Below are 23013 nucleotides of genomic sequence, written 5' to 3' on the forward strand. Positions count from 1 at the left end.
CCTACGGCCAACGCACTGATTGCATCAGGAACAAAACCCATGACACTCTGACCAACGACTATAAGCTCGCTTGGTTCTGGTTCTTAGCTGCCTTTCGCTGCACTCCTTGAGCTGAGCCATTTCGAATTCACCCATTGAGGCCACTCGAATATGGCAACGACATCAGACAAATTTAACAACACGCCTCCCACCATACCGCCGCTCGACCCTGGCCGTATTGCGCTATTTGAGAAGGCGGGATTGACGGTCAAACAGCTAGAACCGCTTGGCGTCGAGATATATGGCGCAGACGTTCGTTCCCGGCTCCCCGAGCCCGTTATCAACGCGTTAGAAGTGGAAATGGCGAACCGGGGCTTCATCGTCTTTAAACACCAAACCGACCTCTCGGCAACAAACCTAGTCAATACGAGTAAATGGTGGGGCGCTGGCGAAATCCATTCCACACATGGCGTCCACCCCGCCACACCTGACATGAACCGGGATATATTCCGCTGCTCCAATGACAAGCGCTACGGCATTCTCGGCGTTGGCCCCCAGAGGCATAACGATGGCAGCTTCGAGGCAGCCACGTTTTCTCACGCCGCCTACTACATGGCGCGCGCCCCTGAGCAGGGTGGCGGCACACACTTTGCTCATCAAGGCGCCGCCTTTGATGTACTTCCCAAACAAAAACAGGCATTTTGGGAACGGCTTGTCTCTGTGAATTCTGATTCAGGGGTCAGCCACCCCGTCGTTCATACCCATCCTATTTCGGGACGCAAGAGCGTATGGCTCCATTTGGGAATGACCGGTGCCGTGATAGAGCGGCTACCAGAAGAAGGCGTTGCTATTGATGAGCTGCAACAAGCACCCGCCTCTGTCGATAATCTTCGCTTACTCAACGAAGATGAAATGAAACAGCTTTTCAATGACTATAACGATCTTCTCGATGCTTCCTTCGAGAAGGGCTATGGGATCCGCTATCACTATCAAACGGGTGATTTACTCTATGTTGATAACTGGGCACTGGCTCATAGAGCTGCGCCAGAAGCGCATATGTCGGCCGAGGCACAAGGGTTAAGGATCATGGATCGCGTCACTATCAAGTCCATTCAGAACTTAGCGCCTCACTTTGGCCTACCGCAATACATCAATTTAGCCGGGCCTCACCCCTTTAATCGCGATGGCATCTGGAAAGCCGGTGGCGTTGGGTTTCGCTGGAAAGATGACATCCCGATGCAAAACTAGGGTCTGTTGACGCTTCATTTAGCCCTGCCAAGTCAGCGTCGCTCTTTATGCAGGGTAACTTTCACAAATACCGAGCAGTAGAAACCAACCGTTTAACCATTGGCTGCACCATCAGCGACGAACCAGCCCGGAGCTCTTCAAGCGGCCCCGTTGGAAGATATCCAGACGAAGCATACAAACCAACTGCAGCTGCATTACTAGTCGTTACCGTGAGCTTTATACACTCACACCCTTTGTTTAAAGCCCACGTACTTATGTTACCCAGAAGAGCCTTGGCGATACCTTTTCCTCGCACTGCAGGTGACACCCACATTTGGTAAATATGGGCAATTTTCGTATCAGGCTCATGTATTACCCCCCAGGCTAGGCCAACCGACTGGCCCTCTAGCTCAGCAATTAATGGCAGAGCCTCCAGCCCTCGCCATTTCAAATCCAAGCGGGACTGCCACTCAGCATCTGAAAGTGCCACTTCCTGCTGGTAAGTTGAGCCAAAAGAGTCAGGTGAATCCTGAAGCGAGTTTAACCGCACCGATTTATAACGCGACCAATCGTGTCGCGTTAATACACTAATGTTAATTTCACACATGGTCGTGAGTTTCCGAAATACAGCGCCCAATCCGCTGACCTTTATCGAAAGATCCAGAGCCAAACGCCCTAACACTGCTAAAGGGGTCGGGCATGTAACGCTGCGGAGCCTTAGACAGAGAGGATTGCATCACAGCACCAAAGCTTAATGAATAATAGCCCACCACTTGATCAGCACCAGCAAGGCAAATGACATAGGTTATCGAGGCTTTATTCTTTAGGCTATTACGCGCCTTTTGAATCAAAAAATCGTTAAGCGACGCGACACCACAATCAAATCGGCTTAGATACAGCTACACATAAGCATTACAAAAACCCGACGACAACACCTTATCCCATCTAAGCATTCTCGTCCTATTCCACCGTGCCCTAACCACATTTTCTTACCAAAGGTGTAAGGTTGGTACAAGAACAGCCACTAAGTGGCATCGCTGATTCAGCAACGACACGGATTGCTCTATGCCAATACCAACTGAAGCACGTTTGCAGGCGCTGGCAAGCGAATTAAAGCGGGCTGGAATTGACTACCAAGCGCTTACCCCGATGGCGGATACTGGGCTTGCCCACGATCATGTCTGGCTTCATCGCAGCGACGGCGATGACTGGGTGGCACGGCTGCCAAAGCAGAGCCAGATGAACCTGCCGCCGGAAGAGAACCTTGCCTATCAGACCGCCTGTTACCAGCGCTCTAGCCCTGGCGGGCACACGCCGAAGCTTCATGACACTCTACCACCCAGTGAGGCATTGCCTCGGGGCGGACTACTGGTTGAGGCTATCAGTGGTCGTCTGGCGCAACTACCCGACGACCTTCCCGCCATCGCGGACGCCCTGGCCAGCCTGCATCGCCAAATACTACCTAATGCTTCGGCGCAGGCACCGCTGCTGGCCCCAGAAAACCCGTGGCAGGCAATGGTGGATGAAGTGCGCCAGCAGGCTAACTGGCTAGGCGATGCACAGCTTTCGAGTAAAGTAACTCAGCGGATTAAGCAGGAGCTGGATTTACTTCCGCCCCGGTTAAACGATGAAACCGCGACGCTGATCAGCTTTGACACCCACCCTGGCAACTTCTTAATCCGCGACGATGGCCGCGCGGTGTTGGTGGATCTAGAAAAGTGTCGCTACGGCCTGCCAGGCATTGATCTCGCCCACACCAGCCTCTACACCTCCACCACCTGGGACGTAAACAGCCAGGCGGTGCTATCGTTGAATGACGTGATTCACTTTTACCGCCGCTGGCAAGCGGCCATGAATGAATCACCCGATACCGACACCCTGGTCGCCTGCCGCCGCGCTACCTGGCTGTGGTCATTGACCTGGTGCGCTAAATGGCGCGCCCAGCACCTAAATGCTAAAGATGCCCAGCAACAGGGAGAAGATTGGTCAGCAGAGCTCACCGACCCCGCCGTGATTGACCACGTACGCGACCGCGTTGAGCACTATCTATCGCTGCCCATTATTGATCACGTTCATAGCGAGCTTCAGTGCTTACAAGCCTCTCTATAACGCTTGTGCCTCCTACAAAAGAGATATGCAATGCGGATTAATCGTCACCCCTTAAATCTCACTATCGCCACCACACTGGTAGCCCTTACCCTTCCGGCCATGGCTAGCCCTGATCCGGACGACTGGCAAAGCGTCGTGGCACAAGCCGAGGGCCAAACCGTTTACTGGAATGCTTGGGGCGGTGAAGCCCGCACCAACGCCTACATTGAGTGGGTGGCGCAACAGGTCGATGAGCGTTATGGCATCGACCTGGTTCACGTCAAACTCGGCGATACCTCGGAAGCCGTGTCACGTGTGCTGGCGGAAAAGCAGGCGGGCAACGACGACGCCGGCAGCGTGGATATGATCTGGATTAACGGCGAGAACTTTGCCGCCATGAAAAACAACGACCTGCTGTTTGGGCCTTGGGCAGAGTCTCTGCCCAACTACCCGCTCACCGATCCGGACAACACCCCAGCAGTGCGCTACGACTGGACTATTCCCGTAGACGGCCTGGAATCGCCTTGGAGCAGCTCCCAGGTGGTGTTTTACTACGATACGGCGCTGGTAGAAGAGCACCCCGACAACATGCCGGAACTTCTGGAGTGGGCTGCGCAGAACCCCGGCGAATTTACTTACCCGCAGGTGCCCAACTTCCTGGGCAATGCGTTTATTACCCAGGCGCTGTTAGAGCTGAGCGATAACACCGAGGTGTTCTACGCACCGATGCAAGAAGAGGATTTTGAAGCCGCCACCGCGCCACTTTGGGCGTACCTGGATGAACTGCACCCCCATCTATGGCGCTCTGGCCGGGCGTTCCCTTCCAACAGTGCCGATCTGCGCAGCCTGATGGGTGACAGCGAAATCAGCATCGCGCTTTCGTTCAGCACCACGGAAGCGTCAGGTGCTATCGCCAACTATGAGCTTCCCGACACGGTACGCAGCTACGTTCACGACAGCGGCATGATTGGCAATATGAGTTTTATGGCGATTCCCTACAACGCCGAACACAAGGCGGGCGCCATGGTAGTCGCCAATTACCTGATGTCGCCCGAAGCTCAAGCGGAAAAACAAGACCCCGCGGTATGGGGAAGTAACACCGTTCTATCCATAGAGCAGCTCTCCGCAGAGGAGCGTGCCCTGTTCGACGACATTGATCTAGGCATCGCCACACTGCCGCCCAACGAGCTTGGCGAAGTGCTTGGCCAGCCACACCCGAGCTGGGTCGATGCCCTGGCCGAGGCGTGGCAAAACCGCTATGTGAACTAGTCGATGCTGCTTCGCCTGGCCCCATGGCTATTAATCAGCGTGCTGGTAGTGCCCTTAGCTGCCGGTCTGCTGATGGTTATTCTTCCGGCATTTGGTTACTTGCCGGTACTCGGCAGTGAGACCTTCCATCTTGAAGCGTGGTATGACCTCTGGCAGCGCCCCGGACTACATCGCTCAATATTGCTGAGTTACGCAAGCGGGCTGATCACCACCTTGGTGGCGCTCTCTATCGTGGTATTGTTTCTGGCGGCCAGCCGCGGCACCTGGCTAGACCGCGGCATTCGGCGGCTGGTCTCACCGCTGCTGGCGATTCCCCACGCAGCAGTGGCCTTTGGCTTAGCCTTTCTTATCGCCCCTTCCGGGCTGGTCGTTCGCTGGTTCTCTCCTGGGTTAACCGGCTGGGAGCGTCCACCAGACTTGCTTATCGTCAATGACCCCATGGGCTTAGCGCTGATGGCAGGGCTGGTGCTCAAGGAAGTGCCCTTTTTACTTTTGATGTGCCTAGCGGCGCTGCCCCAGCTGGATACTGAAAAGCGCGTCACACTGGCACGTTCGCTGGGCTACTCAGCGAATATTGCCTGGCTGAAAAGTGTCCTCCCGGTGCTATATCCGCTAATTCGATTGCCAGTCTATGCGGTGATTGCCTACGCCACCTCGGTGGTCGATATGGCGATGATTCTCGGCCCAACGCTCCCCCCCACGCTGAGCGTGTCGATTCTTGGCTGGTTCAACGACCCCGATCTGGAACGCCGCTATATGGCTTCCGCCGGTGCAGTACTGCAGCTCGGGGTCTCCCTGGCCGCACTCTTGACCTGGTGGCTTGGCGAGCAGTGCGTCAAGTGGGTCAGTCAAAGCTGGCTGGTCAATGGGTCGCGAAACACTGGCTCTATTGCAATTGCCATTGGCGGCCGTGTGTTGCTGGCAACCTCAACACTGCTGGCCATTAGCGCGATTGGGGGATTGGTGATCTTTTCAATGGCTGGTTTTTGGCGCTTCCCAGACGCCCTCCCTGGCACGTTCACCCTGGATCATTGGCAGCGCATTCTACCCAGTGTGACGACTCCGCTGCTGAATACGCTTAGCGTGGGTCTAGCCGCGACCCTGATTGCCGCCGTGCTGGTGGTGGCAACCCTTGAGAACGCGGTGCGCCACCATTTACCGGTTAGCCGCTCCCAGTGGCTGCTCTACCTTCCGCTTATCGTGCCTCAAGTCGCTTTTCTGTTTGGCTTAGTGGTCGCCGCAGAAAGTATTAGCGTTCGCCCCCAGCTGGCGTTAGTAGTGGCGGCCCACTTGCTGTTTGTGGCGCCTTATCTGTATCTGTCGCTGTCCGAAGCCTATCGGCGTCTGGATCCACGCTGGGTGCAGGTTGCCCACTCGCTTGGTGTGGGGCCCTGGCGGGCTTTTTGGCGGGTGAGACTGCCACTGCTGCTCGCCCCTCTGCTTACCGCCTGCGCGGTTAGTTTAGCAGTGAGTATTGGCCAATATTTACCCACGCTGTTGCTGGGCGGCGGGCGCGTTCCCACCATTACCACCGAGGCCGTTGCCATGGCCTCCGGCGGCAACCGACGCCTAATCGCCGTACTGGCGTTACTGCAGGCACTGCTGCCCTTTATCGGCTTTAGCTTGGCGCTATTGGTACCGCGTTTAGTGTGGGCGAAGCGGCGCAATATGCGAGGAGTGGTATGACCGCGAATGCTGATTTTCACACCCATCAGTTGCACACCAAGCAACTTCACATCAAGCAACTAACTATCTCGCTGCATGGCGAGACGCTGCTAGCTATCGACAGCGTTATTCAGCCAGGGGAAGTATTAACCGTGATGGGCCCTTCGGGTTCGGGCAAATCAACCCTGCTGGCTTACTTGGCGGGTTTTCTCTCGCCCGCCTTTAAAGCCCAGGGCCAGCTCTTCCTTGATGATCAGCGCCTGGATAACCTGCCTGCTGAAAAGCGCGGCATCGGACTGTTATTTCAGGATCCACTGCTGTTTCCGCACCTAAGCGTAGGCGGCAACTTGCGCTTTGGGCTACCTCGCCAGATTCACGATAAACGCCAGCAGGTCACCCAAGCGCTTGAACAAGTGGGGCTGGCAGGCTTTGAAGCGCGCGACCCGGCTACCCTTTCTGGCGGCCAGCAGGCGCGGGTGGCGTTGATGCGCCTGTTGCTCTCCAAGCCCCGCGCAGTGCTACTGGACGAGCCGTTTTCCAAGTTGGATACGGCGCTGCGCCAGGAAATGCGCACGCTGGTATTTAGTCAACTGCACGAAGCAGGCCTGCCCGCACTACTGGTCACCCATGACCACGCGGATGCCAAGACAGCGGGAGGGCCAGTGATTGAACTCGGTTGAAAACTCGGTTAAGAGCTCGGTTGAAAAGGCGCCTCAACTCAGCATCGTGATACCGGTGCTTAACGAGGCTGCCGGTATTGAGGCCGCACTGGTGCCGCTACAGTTGCTACGCGCCCAGCGCCTGTCGACACAGGTGGAAGTGATTGTGGTCGATGGCGGTAGTTGCGACGACAGCGTTCGCATCGCCACGCCGCTGGCTGACCGCGTATTCGGCAGTTCACCCGGCCGAGGGGTGCAAATGAACCTGGGGGCCCAGCATGCCCGAGCGCCTGCGCTGCTTTTTCTGCATGCCGATACTCAACTGCCCGACGATGCCGTTGAACAGATAACGCGGGCACTTAACCGCCACGCCTGGGGGCGCTTTGCTATTCAGCTTTCAGGCCGCAGCCGCTGGCTGCCCGTGGTGAGTTGGATGATGAATCAGCGCTCACGGCTGACCGGCATTGCCACCGGCGACCAGGGTATCTTTGTGCGCGCGAGCACTTTCAAAGCAGTCGGAGGCTTTCCCGAGCAGCCGCTGATGGAAGATATTGAACTGTCTAAACGGCTCAAACAGGTATCGCGCCCCGCCTGCCTAGCGACGAAAGTGATAAGCTCGGGCAGGCGCTGGGATCAAGTCGGCGCTTGGAAAACGATCCGTCTGATGTGGCGGCTACGCTACCGCTACTGGCGCGGCGTTAGCGCAACCCAACTCGCTAAGGAGTATCGTGATGCCCGCTGAAATGCCCCACCTGCACCTGCTGGCCAAAGCGCCGCTGGCGGGGCAAGCAAAAACGCGCTTGTCGCCTTTACTGGGCGCAGAGGGCGCCGCCAACGCCCATGCGGAGCTGGTACGCCACTGCGTCGCCAATGCCTGCGAAGCATTGCCTGCGGAAAAAGTCACGCTGTGGACGGCGCTTGATCACGCACACCCGCTGTTTATTGAGCTTCGCAAGCAGTTTGGCTTAACGTTAATCCCCCAGCCAGACGGCGATCTAGGCGTACGGGTTCGCCATGCTCTGAACAGCACGCCAGGGCCTGCCATGCTGATGGGCAGCGACTGCCCGAGTATTACCAGCACACTGATTACTACCTGCGCGCAGCAGCTGGCAAGCCATGATGTGGTGATTTTACCCGCTGAAGATGGCGGCTATGGCTTTGTCGGCACCCGACAAGACTACCCTGCGTTGTTTGCCGATATCCCATGGGGCACCCAAAGCGTGCTGACCACCACACAGCAGCGCATTAAGGCGCTGGGGCTGCACGCTGCTTACCCGGCGATCATCTGGGACGTAGATCGCCCCGAGGATTGGCAGCGCTGGAAAGCGTCAGAAAACCTCTGACTAGCCACTCCAGTGTAAGGAAACGGGTTCTCTTACCACTCAGTTAGCATCTCTCATTATGCTTATCTCTTAGCGCTGGAGCTTTTATTGTGACCCGACAACGTTTAATTATTGCCGCGCTACTGATCGCAGCCATTGGCGTGTTTTTCCTTAGTGGCGCCCATCAATGGTTCACGCTAGAGACCATCAAGGCGTACCAAAGCGACTTTCAAGCGGCGTTTAACCAACACCCGTGGCAGGTGGCAGGCCTCTTTTTTGCCGTTTACGTCACTATCACCGCGCTATCGCTTCCTGGTGCCACGCTGCTGACACTACTGGGGGGCACGCTTTTTGGCCTGGGATGGGGGTTATTGATCATCTCCTTTGCCAGCACAATGGGCGCCACGCTGGCCTTTCTACTCTCGCGTTTTTTATTTCAAAAACCCATTGAGAAGCGCTTTCCGCGCCAGTTTGCCTCTGTGAATCGCGGTGTCGAGCGCGACGGTGCCCTGTATCTTTTCACCCTGCGCTTAGTGCCGGTGTTTCCTTTTTTTATGATCAACCTGGTGATGGGCCTCACGCAGATCAAAACCGTCACATTTTACTGGGTAAGCCAGGTCGCCATGCTGCCCGGCACTGCTATTTATGTGAATGCGGGCGGCCAGCTAGGTGATTTAGAGAGCCTGGGCGGCATTCTTTCACCAACGCTCATCGCGTCGTTTTTACTGCTCGCTATCTTCCCCTGGATCGCCCGAAGGATCGTGCTGTTAGTGCAAAAGCGTAAGGCTTACCAGGGCTTTACCCGCCCAGCGCACTTTGATTACGACATAGTGGTGATCGGCGGCGGCTCGGCAGGACTGGTGACCAGCTATATCGCCAGCGCTGTTAAGGCCAAAGTCGCGCTGGTAGAAAAACATAAAATGGGCGGCGACTGCCTGAATACTGGCTGCGTGCCTTCCAAAGCGCTTATTCGCGCAGCCCGCGCCGCCCATGAAATTCGCACCGCGCATCGTTTCGGCGTGACCGCTAGCGAACCACAGATCGACTTTGCCAAGGTGATGGGCCATGTCAAACAGGCGATTAGCGCTATCGAACCCCACGACAGCGTAGAACGCTATAACGGCTTAGGCGTTGAGGTGTACCAAGATCACGCCAAGCTGACCTCGCCTTGGGAAGTTCAGGTGGGCGAAAAACGCCTCACCGCCCGCCATATCGTGCTGGCCACCGGTGCCCGCCCCAAGGTGCCATCGCTAGCGGGTATTGAACATGCTCCCGTGCTCACCTCTGAAAACCTATGGTCACTGACAGAACTGCCCAACCGCTTGGTAGTGCTTGGCGGCGGCGCCATTGGCTGCGAGCTAAGCCAGAGCTTTGCCCGTCTGGGTAGCCAAGTTTCCCTGGTGGAAGGCATGCCCCAGTTGCTGGGCCGAGAGGATCAGGATGTCGGCGAGGTCGTCGAAAACACCCTAGCGAGCGAGGGTGTGACAGTGATGACCGACGCCAAGGCGCTGGAAGTGCTCAACGACAATGCTGGCTACCAACTGGTCGTGGAGCATCACGGAGAGCGCAAGCTACTGCCCTTTGACTACCTGCTGGTTAGCGTGGGCCGACAAGCCAATGTGGAAGGCTTAGGTCTTGACGAACTGGGTATTACCACCACTCAAGCGGGCATTTTAGAGCTTAACGAACGGCTGCAAACCCGCCTACCTAACATCTGGGCCTGCGGCGATTTGGCCGGGCCGTACCAGCTTACCCATGCGGCGGCTCACCAGGCGTGGCACGCGGCGGTCAATGCGCTGTTTGGTGAATTAAAAAGCTTTGCGGTGGACTATCGCTATATGCCCGCGGTCACCTATGTACAACCGGAAGTCGCAAGAGTCGGGCTGAATGAAAAGGAGGCCAAGGCAAAAGGCATTGAGTATGAAATTACCCGCTATGCCATGGCAGAAAGCGACCGCGCCATTGCCGAAGACGCCACCGTGGGGTTTATCAAAGTGCTCACGGTGCCAGGCAAAGATAAAATCCTTGGCGCCACTATCGTGGCGGAAAATGCTGGCGAATGGCTGGGTGAATTCACCCTCGCTATGAAGCATGGGCTCGGGCTCAATAAACTGCTGGGTACCATTCACCCTTACCCCACCCTGGGTGAGGCAGCCAAAGCCATCGCTGGCGTATGGAAAAACGCCCACAAACCCGAACGGGTTCTCAAGCTATTGAAGCGCTACTTCAATTGGCGGCGTGGAGAGATCTCGGCTAAAGAAACTGATACCTAGCCAATCAAATTAAATTATAACTAGGAAAAACGTGCACAGTTAATCGTTTGGGTCATCAGTCGACGGGTGTGCTTTGGCAAAAGTCTCAATGATTTCGCGCACTACTCTACGCTGGGCAGCGGGGAGCCCTCGGTAGAGTGACAGCAACTGGCGCTCTTCATTGGTCGAGGAAATGTCCCAGCTTGCGGCTGGCTCGCTGACGGTATAGGCACTGCTGTCGCCGTAGCGCAAGTGATGCGGATCGACTAATAGCCAGCGGGCCAATACCTGGAGCTTATCCTGACTGGGGATTGAGTCACCGCGCAGCCAGCGCCTCACGGCCTGAAACGTAATCGGCTTTCCCCAATAGCGAAGGTTAAATTCCCGCTCAAGCACTGACGGCCGCGCTTCGTAACCGGCTGCTTCTAGCGACGCTTTTAGGCGTTCGGCGAACATGATTTTTTCATTCATGCCGCCAATGTGAAGCGATTGTTCAATAATAGTTGAATAACGGTTCACCTTTTGATTGAATCATTAATTCAATTTTGAGTTTTCGCATAGCCGTTGCGGGCGAGTGGCTATGCTAAACGCTGAAGCGCGGCGCTTGAGGAGTCATTCAGGATGAGTGGCACACTATCTCCATCGGTGCAAAATCTTGACCACCTATGTCATGAGCTGGCGCTACTATGCAGCTCGGCCACTCCGCTGGAACTTTTTGAGTTGCTAGCCAAAACACTACATGCGCTCACACAGGCTAAACCGATCGCGCTTTATCGCCGCTTAAACACAGGAAACCTTCGTTTGGCGTACTGCTATCCGTTGGAAAGTGCCCTCGCCACCCATCACGAACTGCTCGCGATTCATTGTTACGACGATCTAACCGCCTCAGAGCTGCAACTGTACGAGCTAAATGGTGAGCATGAAGTGTGGGGGTATATTGGGCATCCACCTGCAGACTACACAGGGCCAGGCAAGTGGATCGAGCTACTCATCGATATTGCTTCCCAACGCTTACGCTTGTTAAAAGCGGAACGTATGGCCACTCGTCAGTTAGGTTTAAAGTCGCGCCGCAAATTACTCTCCAGGGATATTAAACGACTGACTTCCATTGATGATATTTTGCACCATCATGGCGCTAGCTGGTGCGATATTTTTCAGGCCGAAGGCATCGCGCTAGCTTATCAGGGCGATCTACACTGCTATGGCGAATACCCCTCTAAGCACCAGTTATTTCATCAGCTAGAGCAGTTAAACCACCAGAGCACCCATAACGAAATCGCCGAGCTAACCGGCAGTTGTCAAGGGGGCTTGGCGACCCATCTCTGCGTTGCGAATGCCTCGTTAGGCTGGCTAGTGCTGTTTCGCCAACAGCCTCTCCTCCCCGCTTTGGTTACTAATACGACGCTTCAAGACGCCTTAAGTTATTGGATGCCGCGGGAAGCTTCCATGGTGGTTGAGCTGGCCGACGATTTGGCAGTAGCCATCACTGCCTTGGAAGTCGTTCATCTTAATCGTCAGCTCACCAAATCTAATCGACGTCTTGAGGGTCTGGCCCATACCGACCCCTTAACAAAATGCTGGAACCGTTACTATACAGAACTGGTGATTGAGGACTTGCTCCATTCGTCAGTCAGTTTCGCCATGTTGATGTTTGATATTGATGATTTTAAAAATATTAACGATACCTATGGGCATGCCATCGGTGATGATATCTTGTGTGATATAGCGCAGTTAGTGCAGCAGACCCTGAGAGCTGATGACCACCTTGGTCGCTGGGGAGGCGAAGAGTTCGTCATCATATCCAAGGAACTTGACCAAGACGCCAGCTTGAAGCTGGCTAATCGTCTCTGCCGCAGCGTGGAGCAACACAGCTTCCCCATCGCCGACCATATAACGGTGAGTATCGGTCTGACCCTATTACAGCCCGGCGACCAGCCTCGACAGCTATTTGAACGGGCGGATCAAGGTATGTATCTAGCCAAAATGGCGGGTAAAAACCAAGCCTTTGTCTGCTAAACATCCAATAGCACCTTGCTTCTCTATAGGCGATGCCCATGCAGCAATTATTACTGATTGGTGCGGGCCATGCTCACGCCCTTGTACTCGAAGCCTTTGCCAAAAAGCCTGAACCCAACATCGCGATTACCGTGGTTAGCGATAATCCTTTAGCGGCTTACTCCGGCAGCGTACCAGCATGGTTAGCGGGAGAGTGTACGCTGCGTGAGACACAAATCGACGTGGCGGCATTGTGCCAAAGAGCCAACGCTCGACTCATTCTTTCCCCAGCGAGCATGATCAGCACTCAGCCGCGTTACGTAGCACTGGCGAACGGCGAGTGCGTTAATTTTGACGTAGCCTCCTTCAATATCGGCTCGACACTGACGCTTCCCCAGCAGCTTGGAGAGAGCCTCCCCAAGCTACTCGCCATGCGCCCATTAAGCAGTTTGCACCAGCGCTGGCTGGCACTGCAAAACGAGATTAGCCATTTACCTAACGGCGGCACCCAACGGGTGATGGGCGTTGGCGGAGGCGCCGCAGGCTGTGAAACGCTAATGAGCGTACTGGCTCAGTTGCGCCAACAGCGCCCGGATATTGAGTGGCAGGGGCACTTACTCAGCGCCGCTAACGAACTGCTGCCAGGTGCCGGGCACCTGCCTCGCTGGCTAATAAAGCGAGCGCTCTCCAAAGCTGCTATTACCGTTCACTTTGAACAGCGCGGAGAAACACTGATTGAAGGTGGCGTCGCAACCCAGAACGATAAACGCCTCGATGCGGATATTGTGCTGTGGGCAACCGGGGCGGTTGGCCACCCTTGGCTTGCAGACAGCCCGCTGCCGTTGGATAAACACGGTTTTATCCGCGTAGAAAACACACTGGAAGTCACCGGCCAGCCGAATATTTTTGCCGTTGGCGACTGTGCAGGATTTACTCCAGCGCTGCCCAATGCGGGTGTATATGCAGTGCGCATGGGGCCACACTTAGCGAACAACCTGCGCCTCGTCTGCCGCGGTGAGCCGCTAGCCCCCTGGCACCCCCCCAAACGCGTATTGGCGCTGATTGGTACCGGCGATCGCCGCGCCATTGCCAGCCGGGGCGGCTTTGGGGTATCAGGAAAGTGGGTATGGGAATGGAAAAAGCGGATTGACGCGCGCTTTATTGCCCGCTTCAATCCGCCTTTTGAGGACTAATTTTGAGGACTAACTGGCTCAGCTAGTTTCCTTCGCGCCAACCGCCTAAGACCCGGCTGTCTGGGCCAAAAAAGACTAACCGGTCATGGTCAATCAGGTATCGATAGGCGGTCTCCATCATATCCGTGACCCGTTTAGCATTGGCCATTTGCGGGCACGCCATGCGAGTGGTGGCTAGATCGCCAAACTCAATACGCTGGTTCTCGCCCAGGGTGACTTGCCCGGTAAAGCGGTTACAGCCGTCGTGGCCACTGACACTGCCATCGCGAGATATCTGGAAAAAAGGCGTTTCCGGCATGGAGAGCCGCTCATCGGTGCCCACTAACAGCAGGTTCCAGCGCTGATCAACGATAGCCCCCGATAGCGAGGCGTCACTTGGCCCTGATTGCGGCGCAGTGCTTGGCCCTGGCGCACTGCTACACGCACTTAACAGCAGTGCAGCCGAAGCTAAGAGTGGCAGTAAACGCCAACCTTTCATGGTCATGGTGATTTTTCCCTTGTTTAAACGATTACCCGCTGGTTTTTAAAAAAGCAGTTCTTAAAAACAGTTCTTAAAAACAGTTCTTAACAACAAGCGCTTAACGACGAGCCCTTACCAGCTACCGGTGTTTTCCATTGAGGCCCATGGCTCTTGCGGCGCCAAGGCATCGCCTTTTTGCAGTAGCTCTACAGAGATGCCATCCGGCGATTTAACAAACGCCATATGGCCATCACGAGGTGGGCGGTTAATCGTCACGCCATTATCCTGAAGGTGTTGGCAGAGCGCATATATATCATCTACCCGGTAGGCTAGGTGGCCGAAATTACGCCCACCGGTGTACTCTTCGGGATCCCAGTTATAAGTCAGTTCAAGTTCCGGAGCCGTCAGCCGCTCTGAACGTGACGCATCTTCTGGTGCGGCCAGAAATACCAGAGTGAAGCGCCCCTTCTCATTCTCTTTACGGCGAACTTCTTTAAGACCCAGTAGATCGCAGTAAAAATGCAGCGAAGCCTTTAGGTCGCTGACACGCACCATAGTATGTAGATATTGCATATCGACTCCTGAGAGAAAAACACCTTTGCCATACTTTACAAAAACGTGACAGCAGAAATAAACCGCTGCAACGCTGTATAATTAAACAATACCATTTATCTTAGCTGGGTTTACCCGTCGGAGAAACCTATGGATTCAGTCACTCAAGCCGCGCTCGGCGCAGCCATTGGCGGTGCCGTATTAGGCCGACGCCTTGGCCGCAAGGCCATCCTTATCGGCGCCATAGTGGGCACCCTGCCAGATCTTGATGTCGCGTTGGATTATGGCGATGCCGTAGCCAATGTCACCGAGCATCGCGGTTTTAGCCATTCGCTTTTTGTACTCACAGGGCTAGCTACCCTGTTGGCGCTGCTATGTACGCGATTTGCTCCCGCAAAGGATATTAGCCTGCCCCGTTGGTGGTGCTTTTTTACGCTTATTCTGATCACCCATCCTCTACTTGATGCGCTGACCACTTACGGTACCCAGCTACTTTGGCCGATTGACCTCTCCCCCGCCGCGTGGCCGATTATTTTTATTATCGATCCGCTCTATACGCTGCCGTTGTTACTCACCTTAGGGATCGCATTAATCTCTCAGCGGGTACGTAAAGCCTGCACATGGGGGCTGGCCATCACGAGTGTTTACCTAGTGATGGCAGCGGGTGCGAAGTTATTGGTAGAACAACGGCTTGCCCCGGCCCTGGCGGAACAGGGTCTGCAGGAGGCGCCCCTACTGATACAGCCAACGCCGTTCAATATCGTGCTATGGCGTGCCACGGTGATCGATGGGGATCGCTATTATGAAAGCCTAATCAGTGTGTTTGATGGCGACCATCAACCGCGTTTTGAGCCGTTAGTGCGTAACACTGAATTAGAGGAGTTCGCTCTGAGCAGCCAGCAAGGACAGCGCTTAACGTGGTTTACAGGGCCTTTCCTGCGCTATGAAACACAGCTTTTGGACGGGAAAGAGACGCTGATCGCCACCGATATTCGACTCGGCTTCCCTGGTTTTCATCCGTTTGGCTTTACCCTGGCAACGCTAGAAAATGATCGCTGGCGCCCTCTGGCGGTGAGCGAACAAGTGGAGAGCACTCGCGCTATTCAGTTGGAAACGCTATCGCGACTTGCCTCTCGCGCCACTGGCAACACCTCAGCCCTGTGCGCCAGCGACTTTGTGCCGCCAGAGTGGCGAGCCGAGCATGTTGTCTACCGTTGCTGAGCTGCCTATTTATTAGATTTGATTAGGGAGCAATACCTTGGCCACAGCCGCTATATTGCACTCCGCCATAGGTCAGCGTAACGCGGGCGGGAAAGGGCTTGCCGCTCATATTGTCAAAGCAGGCACCGGCTTCAATACGCACGCGGAAAAAGGGCTCCACGTCGGCGTTTTCAATCACAACTCGGCCTGCCTCATTGTCCATAACGCTAACCATATAGGGCAGCTGAAGGCGCTCTTCACCATAGTTCGTCTCCATCGTCAGCGTGGGCGTATCATTCGCTAGCGCAACCGTCCAACCTGGCTCGTTGCCCTGGCCAAAGAACATAACACCGGGCTTTTCGGTGCGCGTTAAGGCATCACGCTGCTCGGCCTGAGAACACTTCAGTTGCCCCCGAGGCGTTTCTACTAGCGCCTTGTCACCCCGGTTCCAGAAGCTAATCTCTCCGTCTTGATAGCGCGCGCCGCTGGCCACGATTGCCTGGGGTAGGCGCCATGCGCCGTGCAACGACCATAGGCGCAGGTCGTTGGCATTGGTCGCGGTTACTAGGTTCTGTTGTGCAGGCTCACATTGCCAAGCGGTAAAGTGTGAAGCTGAGCCGGGAAATAGTGCCGAGGGCAGAAAAGGCGCTCGGTTATCCAGCGTTGCTTGGTTAGCAGCGGCAGTTTCTTTAGAGGCTATAGTTTCTGTGGAAAGTGCCGTTTCTGCGGAGGGGGTTGCGGCGCAGCCTCCGAGCACCGCCACCACACCGGCAGCGGCGATGGCACCACCCCATGTTTTTAACGTATTCATACATCGTGCTCCCTGTAAAACGGCTGCTATTGCATACTGATCGGCTTACCCACGTTTGAACGCCTGCAGGTCATGCGTATCGATACTCTCTACCTGCGGGGGCAATCCCAACTCTTCTCGTTTGATTTTAACCTGCATTTTTTCCGCTAGCCGTTCGGCGTCATCGTCGGTGGTGCGCCCATTAAGCTCCGCCAGCTGCGCCATTCCCTGATGATAGAAAGTGAGTAGATCCAGCGCCGTGCGGTTGTTCTCTTCCACCGCTTTGCGCAGTTGCGAAAGGTAGCCACTGACTTGCGATAGGTGATGTTTTAGCTGCCAGACGTAGCGCACTTCCGTCATCCAGGGGCGCTCACGCAGCACGGCGAATAGCGCACTCGTGGCCAGCAGCCCAAGCAGCACGCCGAGGGCATTGAGCCATAGGCTGCTGCCAAAGGTGGAGGTAAGCAGCATTGAGAATAGCAGGCCAAAAATAATCAATTGCCCCGCCATCGCGAAGCTGATCATGCGGGCTTTACGGCGGTAGGTCTCGGGGTCGTGATGTTCTAAGGTAAATACCATGGCCAGCCTCATCATTTCTGCAAAAGCCTTATGATACGGGGCTGACCAGGGCAAACAAGTAATAGCGTTACAAATGCAATTACGCCAAGCGCTCCGCCGCTGTTTTAAGCAGATGTTCAGTTGTTTCCCAACCGACACAGGCGTCGGTGACCGAAACGCCGTAGCGCATGGCGCCAGGTTTGAGCGGCTGCTTGCCCTCAAACAGGTGGCTTTCCAGCATTAACGCAACCAGATTGGCTTCACCCGCCTGACGCTGCGCCAGTACATCCAGCATCACTTCACTCTGGCGGCGGTGATCTTTACGTGCGTTCGCGTGGCTACAATCCACCATCAGCCGTGGATTTTGTCCGGCATTACGCAACGCAGTGGTCGCCGCGCGCACGTGCTGGCTCTGGTAGTTGGGCTCTCCGTGCCCCCCGCGGAGTACCACATGGGTATGCGGGTTGCCCGCGGTTTGCTGAACGACCGGGTGGCCGTGAGCATCTACCGCGAAACGTTGGTGCGGGTGGGCCGCCGCACTCATGGCATCAATCGCCACCTGTACGTCGCCACTGGTGGCATTTTTGAACCCCACCGCTGCCAACAGATCACTGGCCAGCTCACGGTGCAGTTGCGACTCCGTGGTGCGTGCGCCTATCGCAACCCAGCTTAGTAAATCGTCTAGGTAGGGCGCCAGCATCGGCTGTAAAAGCTCGGTGGCGACGGGCAGGCCGCGGGCGGCTACTGCGTGCATCAGCTCACGGGAGAGCGCCAAGCCGCGGGGCATATCACCGCTGCCATCTAGGCCTGGGTCGTAGGCCAGCCCTTTCCAGCCCACGGTGGTGCGCGGTTTTTCAACGTAGACGCGCATGACCGGCAAAATATGCTCGCTCACTTCATCACTTAGCGCAGACAGGCGGTCGGCGTACTCAAGCGCTGCATCGGGGTCATGTACGGAACAGGGGCCGACCACCACGAGGAGACGGTCATCGTGTCCACTCAAAATCTGTTGAACAGCGTGGCGCTGGTGGGCAATTTGGTCGCTAAGCGAGTCGCTTAACGAGACACGTTGACGCAGCTCGGCGGGGGTAGGCAGCCGCTTTGCAGTGGACTCAGACGCTGAAGGCGTTAGTCGGGCAGTCGCGTGGGCAGTGGATACAATGGTTGTGTTAATAACAGGGCTGATAGGTGCATTCATGATTAACTCTCCGCAATCGTGTGACATCGTATGGCTGTGTGACCACCCAAGTGAACACGGTCGGAGGTGGCAGCTAGCACCGACCGCGCGTCGCTAAATCGCCAGCTATAGCCATAACCCACAAAGGCGGTAGCGAATGCGTTAGTCAGTGCGCGATAGATCATGATGCTGCTCCTTAATGAAAAAATGATGAATAATTCTCTAAGCCCAACAGTAGCCATGTTTCACAATAACTAGGTCCCAAAACGCCAAAAGCCCCGGCGGGGTTACCGACCGGGGCTTCTGTGCTTGCGGCAGGCAACCGGATGGTGTGCCTGTTGGCGCGACGTTAGGCGTCGGCCAGGGGCACACCGTGGCTAAACCAATACCCATAAAACGCGAAGCCGCTGGCCAATTCTGGCTGCGGGTTCACTGTATGTGGGTTGGTTAGTCGCTGCATGCCCATCTTCCGTTAGATTCTGTTAGTTCCGCTGGCAATAGCTAAACCAGTCAATGGTCTGACAGGTTGCCGCCATGGCATTGTGGTTTATCCTGCCTGCAAGCGTTGCAAATGGCAACACTCAACCGCTAAAAGCTTGTACCCAGCCAATGGTCGCAGGCAACGCGCTCATGCTAACCAACACTACCAAGCCTAGAAAGATGGACAGAAATCCAGAATCGTCTTTAAAGTTTTCGTCGTGATGGGCCATGTTGGCCTCCTTTTTTATCAACGCTTTATCAGGGGGGAATGTCAAAAATCTAACGCCATATTAAGTAGATCGCGGCGCGTAGGCAAACACATCCGAAAACACCCGCTCAAGCTTCATGCCTTTCATGTCGAGCACATCCAGGCAGGCGTACACCATGTTGGGCGACCCAGAGAGATAAACGTCGTGGGTGTCTGGGGTGATATCAGCGCTTTTCAAAACCTGATCAATACGGCCCAGATGATGGCTAATCCGCTCCCCCACAGCCATGGGCTCTTCCAAGGGCGATTCGGTTACCGCATGAAAGCAGATATTGGCGTGGGTTTGTGCCCACTGGCTGGCCAGTTGTTCCAGATAAAGATCGCGGTGTTCGCGGGCTGCCCACCAAAGGTCAACGGGGCGCGTCGGCTGGTGTGCAAGAACGGCCTCGACAATAGCTTTCATCTGCGAAAAACCCGTGCCTGCAGCAACCAGTAGCAGCGGCCTTTCACTCTCGCTATCAAGCACGCACTCACCACCGGGCAAACGCAGCGTAAGCTGATTGGCGACCTGTAGCAGTTCACGCAGCCGCGCTGAGTTATCCCGCTCCGGCCAGTGCTGAATATGCAGCTCAATGACGCCATCGCTGCGATCGGCACTAGCAATCGAAAACGGCACCCAGGTTGTGTCGTCCAGCTTAAGCTCTAAATATTGCCCCGGCGCATGCTGCATGGCTTCGGCGCGGCCGGTAAGCGTCACACCAAACACATCAGGGGTTAAATTCTCAACCTCGGTGACTTGGCACGTCAACGTCCTTGCACTCATGAAAGCCTCTTTTAACAAATTCGGTCAGCGATGCGTCGCATTCAACGACGAGGTGGCGGAAGCTCAAGGCCAATACCCAGCGCTTCCCAGCGTTCATCCACGCGTGTCTTAACGGCATCGTCCATCACAATGGGTGTGCCCCACTCACGATCAGTCTCGCCTGGCCATTTATTGGTGGCATCTAGGCCCATTTTCGAGCCGAGGCCTGAGACAGGCGAAGCGAAATCCAGATAATCAATCGGCGTATTTTCGACCATCACGGTATCTCGGGCGGGATCCATTCGGGTAGTGATCGCCCAGATCACGTCTTCCCAATTGCGCGCGTCCACGTCGTCATCCAGCACGATCACAAATTTGGTGTACATAAACTGGCGCAGGAAGCTCCACACCCCCATCATCACGCGCTTGGCGTGGCCGGGGTACTGCTTTTTCATGGTCACCACCGCCATGCGGTAAGAACAGCCTTCCGGCGGCAAGTAGAAGTCGACAATTTCAGGGAACTGCTTGCACAGGATGGGCACAAACACTTCGTTCAACGCCACGCCGAGAATCGCCGGTTCATCCGGGGGACGCCCAGTATAGGTCGAATGGTAAATCGCATCACGGCGCATGGTCATACGCGTAATGGTAAATACCGGGAAGTGATCGACCTCATTGTAGTAACCGGTATGGTCACCAAAGGGGCCTTCCGCGGCCATATCATCCGGATAGATAAAGCCTTCGAGAATAATTTCGCTCGACGCGGGCACATCAAGGTCAGCGTGGCCGCACTTGACCAGCTCAGTACGCGAACCACGCAGCAGGCCCGCAAAGGCATATTCTGAGAGCGAATCAGGCACTGGGGTTACGGCGCCCAGAATCGTCGCCGGGTCGGCGCCAAGCGCCACTGCGACCGGAAAAGGCTCACCAGGATGGGCTTTTTGGAACTCCAGAAAATCCAGCGCGCCGCCACGATGGGAGAGCCAGCGCATGATCAGGCGATTTTTGCCGATTTTCTGCTGGCGATAGATACCCAGATTCTGGCGCTTCTTGTGCGGCCCTTTGGTAATTACCAGGGGCCAGGTGACCAGCGGTGCCGCATCGCCCGGCCAGCAGTGCTGAATCGGCAGCAGACCAAGATCGACCTCGTCGTCTTCATACACCACTTCTTGCACCGGTGCATGCTTGACGTTTTTTGGCCCCATGCTAAGCACTTGCTTGAAAATCGGCAGCTTATCCCAGGCGTCTTTCAAGCCTTTGGGCGGGTCAGGCTCTTTGAGAAACGCCAACAGCTTACCCACTTCTCTGAGCGCTTCTACCGAATCTTGGCCCATGCCTAGCGCAACCCGCTTGGGGGTGCCAAACAAGTTACCGAGCAGCGGCATGTCGTGGCCTTTGACGTTTTCAAATAGCAACGCCGGGCCACCGGCACGCAGGGTACGGTCGCAGATTTCAGTAATTTCTAGGTAAGGATCGACTTCGACGGAAATACGCTTGAGTTCACCCTGGGCTTCAAGCGCCGCGATGAACTCACGCAAGTCTTTATACTTCAAGGCACGCTCCCTGGCTGGCGAGTGCGCCGCTAATATTGACTTAAAACGAGCGGCGCTCTTTTTGACGACAAGCTAGCGGCGCTTCATCGCTTCAAAGAACTCAAGATTGGTCTTGGTATCTTTCAGACGGTCAATCAGGAATTCGGTGGCGGCGGTGTCTTCCATCGGATTGAGCAGCTTGCGCAGAATCCACATACGCTGCATTTCATCTTCAGACGCCAGCAGGTCTTCACGACGGGTGCCACTGCGACGGATATTGATCGCTGGGAAGACGCGACGCTCTGCCAGTTTGCGATCCAGGTGGGCTTCCATATTGCCGGTACCCTTGAACTCTTCGAAGATGACTTCGTCCATCTTGGAGCCAGTATCGACCAGCGCCGTGGCGATAATCGTCAGGCTGCCGCCCTCTTCGATGTTACGCGCCGCACCAAAGAAGCGTTTCGGCTTTTCAAGGGCGTGGGCATCGACACCACCGGTAAGCACTTTGCCGGAGCTCGGCACAACCGTGTTGTAAGCACGCGCAAGACGAGTAATCGAGTCAAGCAGGATGACCACGTCTTTCTTGTGCTCAACTAAGCGTTTGGCTTTCTCGATGACCATTTCAGCCACTTGCACGTGGCGCGCAGGCGGCTCATCAAAGGTCGATGCCACTACTTCGCCACGCACAGTGCGCGACATTTCTGTCACTTCCTCAGGGCGCTCATCGATCAGCAGTACGATCAGGTGGCACTCTGGGTTGTTGCGCGTGATGGAGGTCGCGATGTTCTGCAACATCAGCGTTTTACCCGCCTTGGGCGGCGATACCAGCAGACCACGTTGGCCTTTACCAATCGGCGCGGTTAGATCGATGATCCGCGCGGTAAGGTCTTCCGTGGAGCCGTTACCGATCTCCATACGCATGCGATCGTCTGGGAACAACGGTGTTAAGTTCTCAAACAGGATCTTATGCTTGGCATTTTCCGGACGGTCAAAGTTGATTTGACTGACCTTCAGCAGGGCGAAGTAGCGCTCTCCCTCCTTCGGCGGGCGGATTTTGCCGGAAATGGAGTCACCCTTGCGCAGATTGAAACGGCGGATCTGCGAAGGCGATATATAGATATCGTCGGGACCGGCGAGATAGGAGCTGTCAGCGCTACGCAGGAAGCCGAAGCCATCCTGAAGAATTTCCAGCACACCGTCGCCATAGATATCCTCGCCACTTTTGGCGTGTTTTTTGAGGATGGCGAAAATGATGTCCTGCTTGCGCGAACGGGCCAAGTTATCAATACCCATTTCACGGGCGATATCGAGGAGCTCGGGAACGGTTTTTTGCTTGAGTTCAGTGAGATTCATCGGTGTGTTAGAAAGTTGCTCATGGAAGCTGGGCGCCAGGCGCCGGGAGTAAGACAGGAGGCGTGAAATTGACGCCGTGTGATGCGTTCAGACCCCGGTAAAGGCACGCGCTCGAAGATGAAAGGAACTGGGTTGGGCTTAGCTAACAACCTTAGTACATACAACACTAGTACTTGTCATCATTAAGACTCAACTCGAGGGTGCTAACAGTTGCTTAATCTGGTTTCCACAGGAGAGTGGCTAAACCAATGG

General features: G+C 55.5%; 23 protein-coding genes. 11 read left to right on the forward strand and 12 right to left on the reverse strand.

Going from position 1 to position 23013, the window contains the following annotated elements; all coding sequences use genetic code 11:
* The first annotated feature begins 150 nt into the window (after window positions 1-150).
* Window positions 151-1227, forward strand: a complete 1077-nt coding sequence (locus tag A6R74_RS18565) for a TauD/TfdA dioxygenase family protein (protein ID WP_064235957.1) — start codon at window positions 151-153, stop codon at window positions 1225-1227.
* A 61-nt stretch (window positions 1228-1288) separates the two neighbouring features.
* Here A6R74_RS18565 and A6R74_RS18570 read toward each other — a convergent pair whose 3' ends face one another.
* Window positions 1289-1813: a GNAT family N-acetyltransferase gene (locus A6R74_RS18570; protein WP_064235958.1), complete on the reverse strand. Its 525-nt coding sequence runs from the start codon at window positions 1811-1813 to the stop codon at window positions 1289-1291.
* A gap of 458 nt (window positions 1814-2271) precedes the next feature.
* On the opposite strand from A6R74_RS18570, the gene A6R74_RS18575 reads away from it, so the two are divergent.
* The 7 genes from A6R74_RS18575 (at window position 2272) to A6R74_RS18605 (ending at window position 10482) form a co-directional block, all read left to right on the forward strand.
* Entirely contained in the window at window positions 2272-3315 is a 1044-nt protein-coding gene (locus A6R74_RS18575) for an aminoglycoside phosphotransferase family protein (RefSeq protein ID WP_064235959.1), read from the forward strand.
* Between the two features lie 30 nt (window positions 3316-3345).
* Window positions 3346-4563 carry an ABC transporter substrate-binding protein gene (locus A6R74_RS18580; RefSeq protein WP_064235960.1) on the forward strand — a complete coding sequence of 406 codons (1218 nt, stop codon included), beginning with the start codon at window positions 3346-3348 and terminating at the stop codon, window positions 4561-4563.
* Window positions 4564-4566: 3 nt separating this feature from the next.
* Window positions 4567-6249 (forward strand): ABC transporter permease, encoded by a 1683-nt coding sequence (locus A6R74_RS18585; RefSeq protein WP_082906747.1) that lies wholly within the window; start codon window positions 4567-4569, stop codon window positions 6247-6249.
* Window positions 6246-6908 carry an ATP-binding cassette domain-containing protein gene (locus A6R74_RS18590; RefSeq protein ID WP_064235961.1) on the forward strand — a complete coding sequence of 221 codons (663 nt, stop codon included), beginning with the start codon at window positions 6246-6248 and terminating at the stop codon, window positions 6906-6908. Before A6R74_RS18585 ends, A6R74_RS18590 begins: the two co-directional genes overlap by 4 nt.
* Window positions 6895-7629: a TIGR04283 family arsenosugar biosynthesis glycosyltransferase gene (locus tag A6R74_RS18595; RefSeq protein ID WP_240488269.1), complete on the forward strand. Its 735-nt coding sequence runs from the start codon at window positions 6895-6897 to the stop codon at window positions 7627-7629. Before A6R74_RS18590 ends, A6R74_RS18595 begins: the two co-directional genes overlap by 14 nt.
* Window positions 7619-8230: a TIGR04282 family arsenosugar biosynthesis glycosyltransferase gene (locus A6R74_RS18600; RefSeq protein ID WP_064235962.1), complete on the forward strand. Its 612-nt coding sequence runs from the start codon at window positions 7619-7621 to the stop codon at window positions 8228-8230. Before A6R74_RS18595 ends, A6R74_RS18600 begins: the two co-directional genes overlap by 11 nt.
* 89 nt (window positions 8231-8319) lie before the next feature.
* Complete coding sequence (locus A6R74_RS18605) at window positions 8320-10482, forward strand: FAD-dependent oxidoreductase (RefSeq protein ID WP_064235963.1); 2163 nt, start codon at window positions 8320-8322, stop codon at window positions 10480-10482.
* A gap of 39 nt (window positions 10483-10521) precedes the next feature.
* Here the strand turns inward: A6R74_RS18605 and A6R74_RS18610 are convergent, their stop codons facing one another.
* Complete coding sequence (locus A6R74_RS18610) at window positions 10522-10917, reverse strand: transcriptional regulator (protein ID WP_276204812.1); 396 nt, start codon at window positions 10915-10917, stop codon at window positions 10522-10524.
* A 165-nt stretch (window positions 10918-11082) separates the two neighbouring features.
* Between A6R74_RS18610 and A6R74_RS18615 the strand changes: the two genes are divergently transcribed.
* Window positions 11083-12477 (forward strand): GGDEF domain-containing protein, encoded by a 1395-nt coding sequence (locus tag A6R74_RS18615; protein WP_064235964.1) that lies wholly within the window; start codon window positions 11083-11085, stop codon window positions 12475-12477.
* 32 nt (window positions 12478-12509) lie between these two features.
* Window positions 12510-13649, forward strand: coding sequence for an FAD-dependent oxidoreductase (locus tag A6R74_RS18620; protein ID WP_064235965.1), 1140 nt, complete (start codon window positions 12510-12512; stop codon window positions 13647-13649).
* A gap of 22 nt (window positions 13650-13671) precedes the next feature.
* Here the strand turns inward: A6R74_RS18620 and A6R74_RS18625 are convergent, their stop codons facing one another.
* Window positions 13672-14133: an META domain-containing protein gene (locus A6R74_RS18625; RefSeq protein ID WP_064235966.1), complete on the reverse strand. Its 462-nt coding sequence runs from the start codon at window positions 14131-14133 to the stop codon at window positions 13672-13674.
* A gap of 108 nt (window positions 14134-14241) precedes the next feature.
* Complete coding sequence (gloA, locus tag A6R74_RS18630; RefSeq protein WP_064235967.1) at window positions 14242-14682, reverse strand: lactoylglutathione lyase; 441 nt, start codon at window positions 14680-14682, stop codon at window positions 14242-14244.
* A 129-nt stretch (window positions 14683-14811) separates the two neighbouring features.
* On the opposite strand from gloA, the gene A6R74_RS18635 reads away from it, so the two are divergent.
* Window positions 14812-15882, forward strand: a complete 1071-nt coding sequence (locus A6R74_RS18635) for a metal-dependent hydrolase (protein ID WP_064235968.1) — start codon at window positions 14812-14814, stop codon at window positions 15880-15882.
* 22 nt (window positions 15883-15904) lie between these two features.
* On the opposite strand, the gene A6R74_RS18640 is transcribed toward A6R74_RS18635, so the two are convergent.
* The 8 genes from A6R74_RS18640 to rho all read right to left on the reverse strand — a co-directional run bounded on the left by A6R74_RS18640 (window position 15905) and on the right by rho (window position 22761).
* Window positions 15905-16672: an MliC family protein gene (locus tag A6R74_RS18640; protein WP_064235969.1), complete on the reverse strand. Its 768-nt coding sequence runs from the start codon at window positions 16670-16672 to the stop codon at window positions 15905-15907.
* A 45-nt stretch (window positions 16673-16717) separates the two neighbouring features.
* On the reverse strand, window positions 16718-17230 hold the full coding sequence (locus A6R74_RS18645; protein WP_064236090.1) for a DUF3087 family protein: 513 nt from the start codon (window positions 17228-17230) through the stop codon (window positions 16718-16720).
* Between the two features lie 79 nt (window positions 17231-17309).
* Window positions 17310-18407: a 3-deoxy-7-phosphoheptulonate synthase gene (locus A6R74_RS18650; protein ID WP_064235970.1), complete on the reverse strand. Its 1098-nt coding sequence runs from the start codon at window positions 18405-18407 to the stop codon at window positions 17310-17312.
* 2 nt (window positions 18408-18409) lie between these two features.
* Window positions 18410-18571 carry a hypothetical protein gene (locus A6R74_RS22830; RefSeq protein WP_165603400.1) on the reverse strand — a complete coding sequence of 54 codons (162 nt, stop codon included), beginning with the start codon at window positions 18569-18571 and terminating at the stop codon, window positions 18410-18412.
* Window positions 18572-18967: 396 nt separating this feature from the next.
* Window positions 18968-19096, reverse strand: a complete 129-nt coding sequence (locus tag A6R74_RS23270; protein ID WP_007111697.1) for a hypothetical protein — start codon at window positions 19094-19096, stop codon at window positions 18968-18970.
* A gap of 60 nt (window positions 19097-19156) precedes the next feature.
* Window positions 19157-19897, reverse strand: coding sequence for an NAD(P)H-flavin reductase (locus tag A6R74_RS18655; protein ID WP_064235971.1), 741 nt, complete (start codon window positions 19895-19897; stop codon window positions 19157-19159).
* A 41-nt stretch (window positions 19898-19938) separates the two neighbouring features.
* Window positions 19939-21429: a 4-hydroxy-3-polyprenylbenzoate decarboxylase gene (gene ubiD / locus A6R74_RS18660; RefSeq protein WP_064235972.1), complete on the reverse strand. Its 1491-nt coding sequence runs from the start codon at window positions 21427-21429 to the stop codon at window positions 19939-19941.
* Window positions 21430-21501: 72 nt separating this feature from the next.
* On the reverse strand, window positions 21502-22761 hold the full coding sequence (gene rho, locus A6R74_RS18665) for a transcription termination factor Rho (RefSeq protein WP_007111700.1): 1260 nt from the start codon (window positions 22759-22761) through the stop codon (window positions 21502-21504).
* Window positions 22762-23013: the final 252 nt, after the last annotated feature.

Source organism: Halomonas sp. ALS9 (assembly GCF_001651035.1).
GTDB lineage: Bacteria > Pseudomonadota > Gammaproteobacteria > Pseudomonadales > Halomonadaceae > Vreelandella.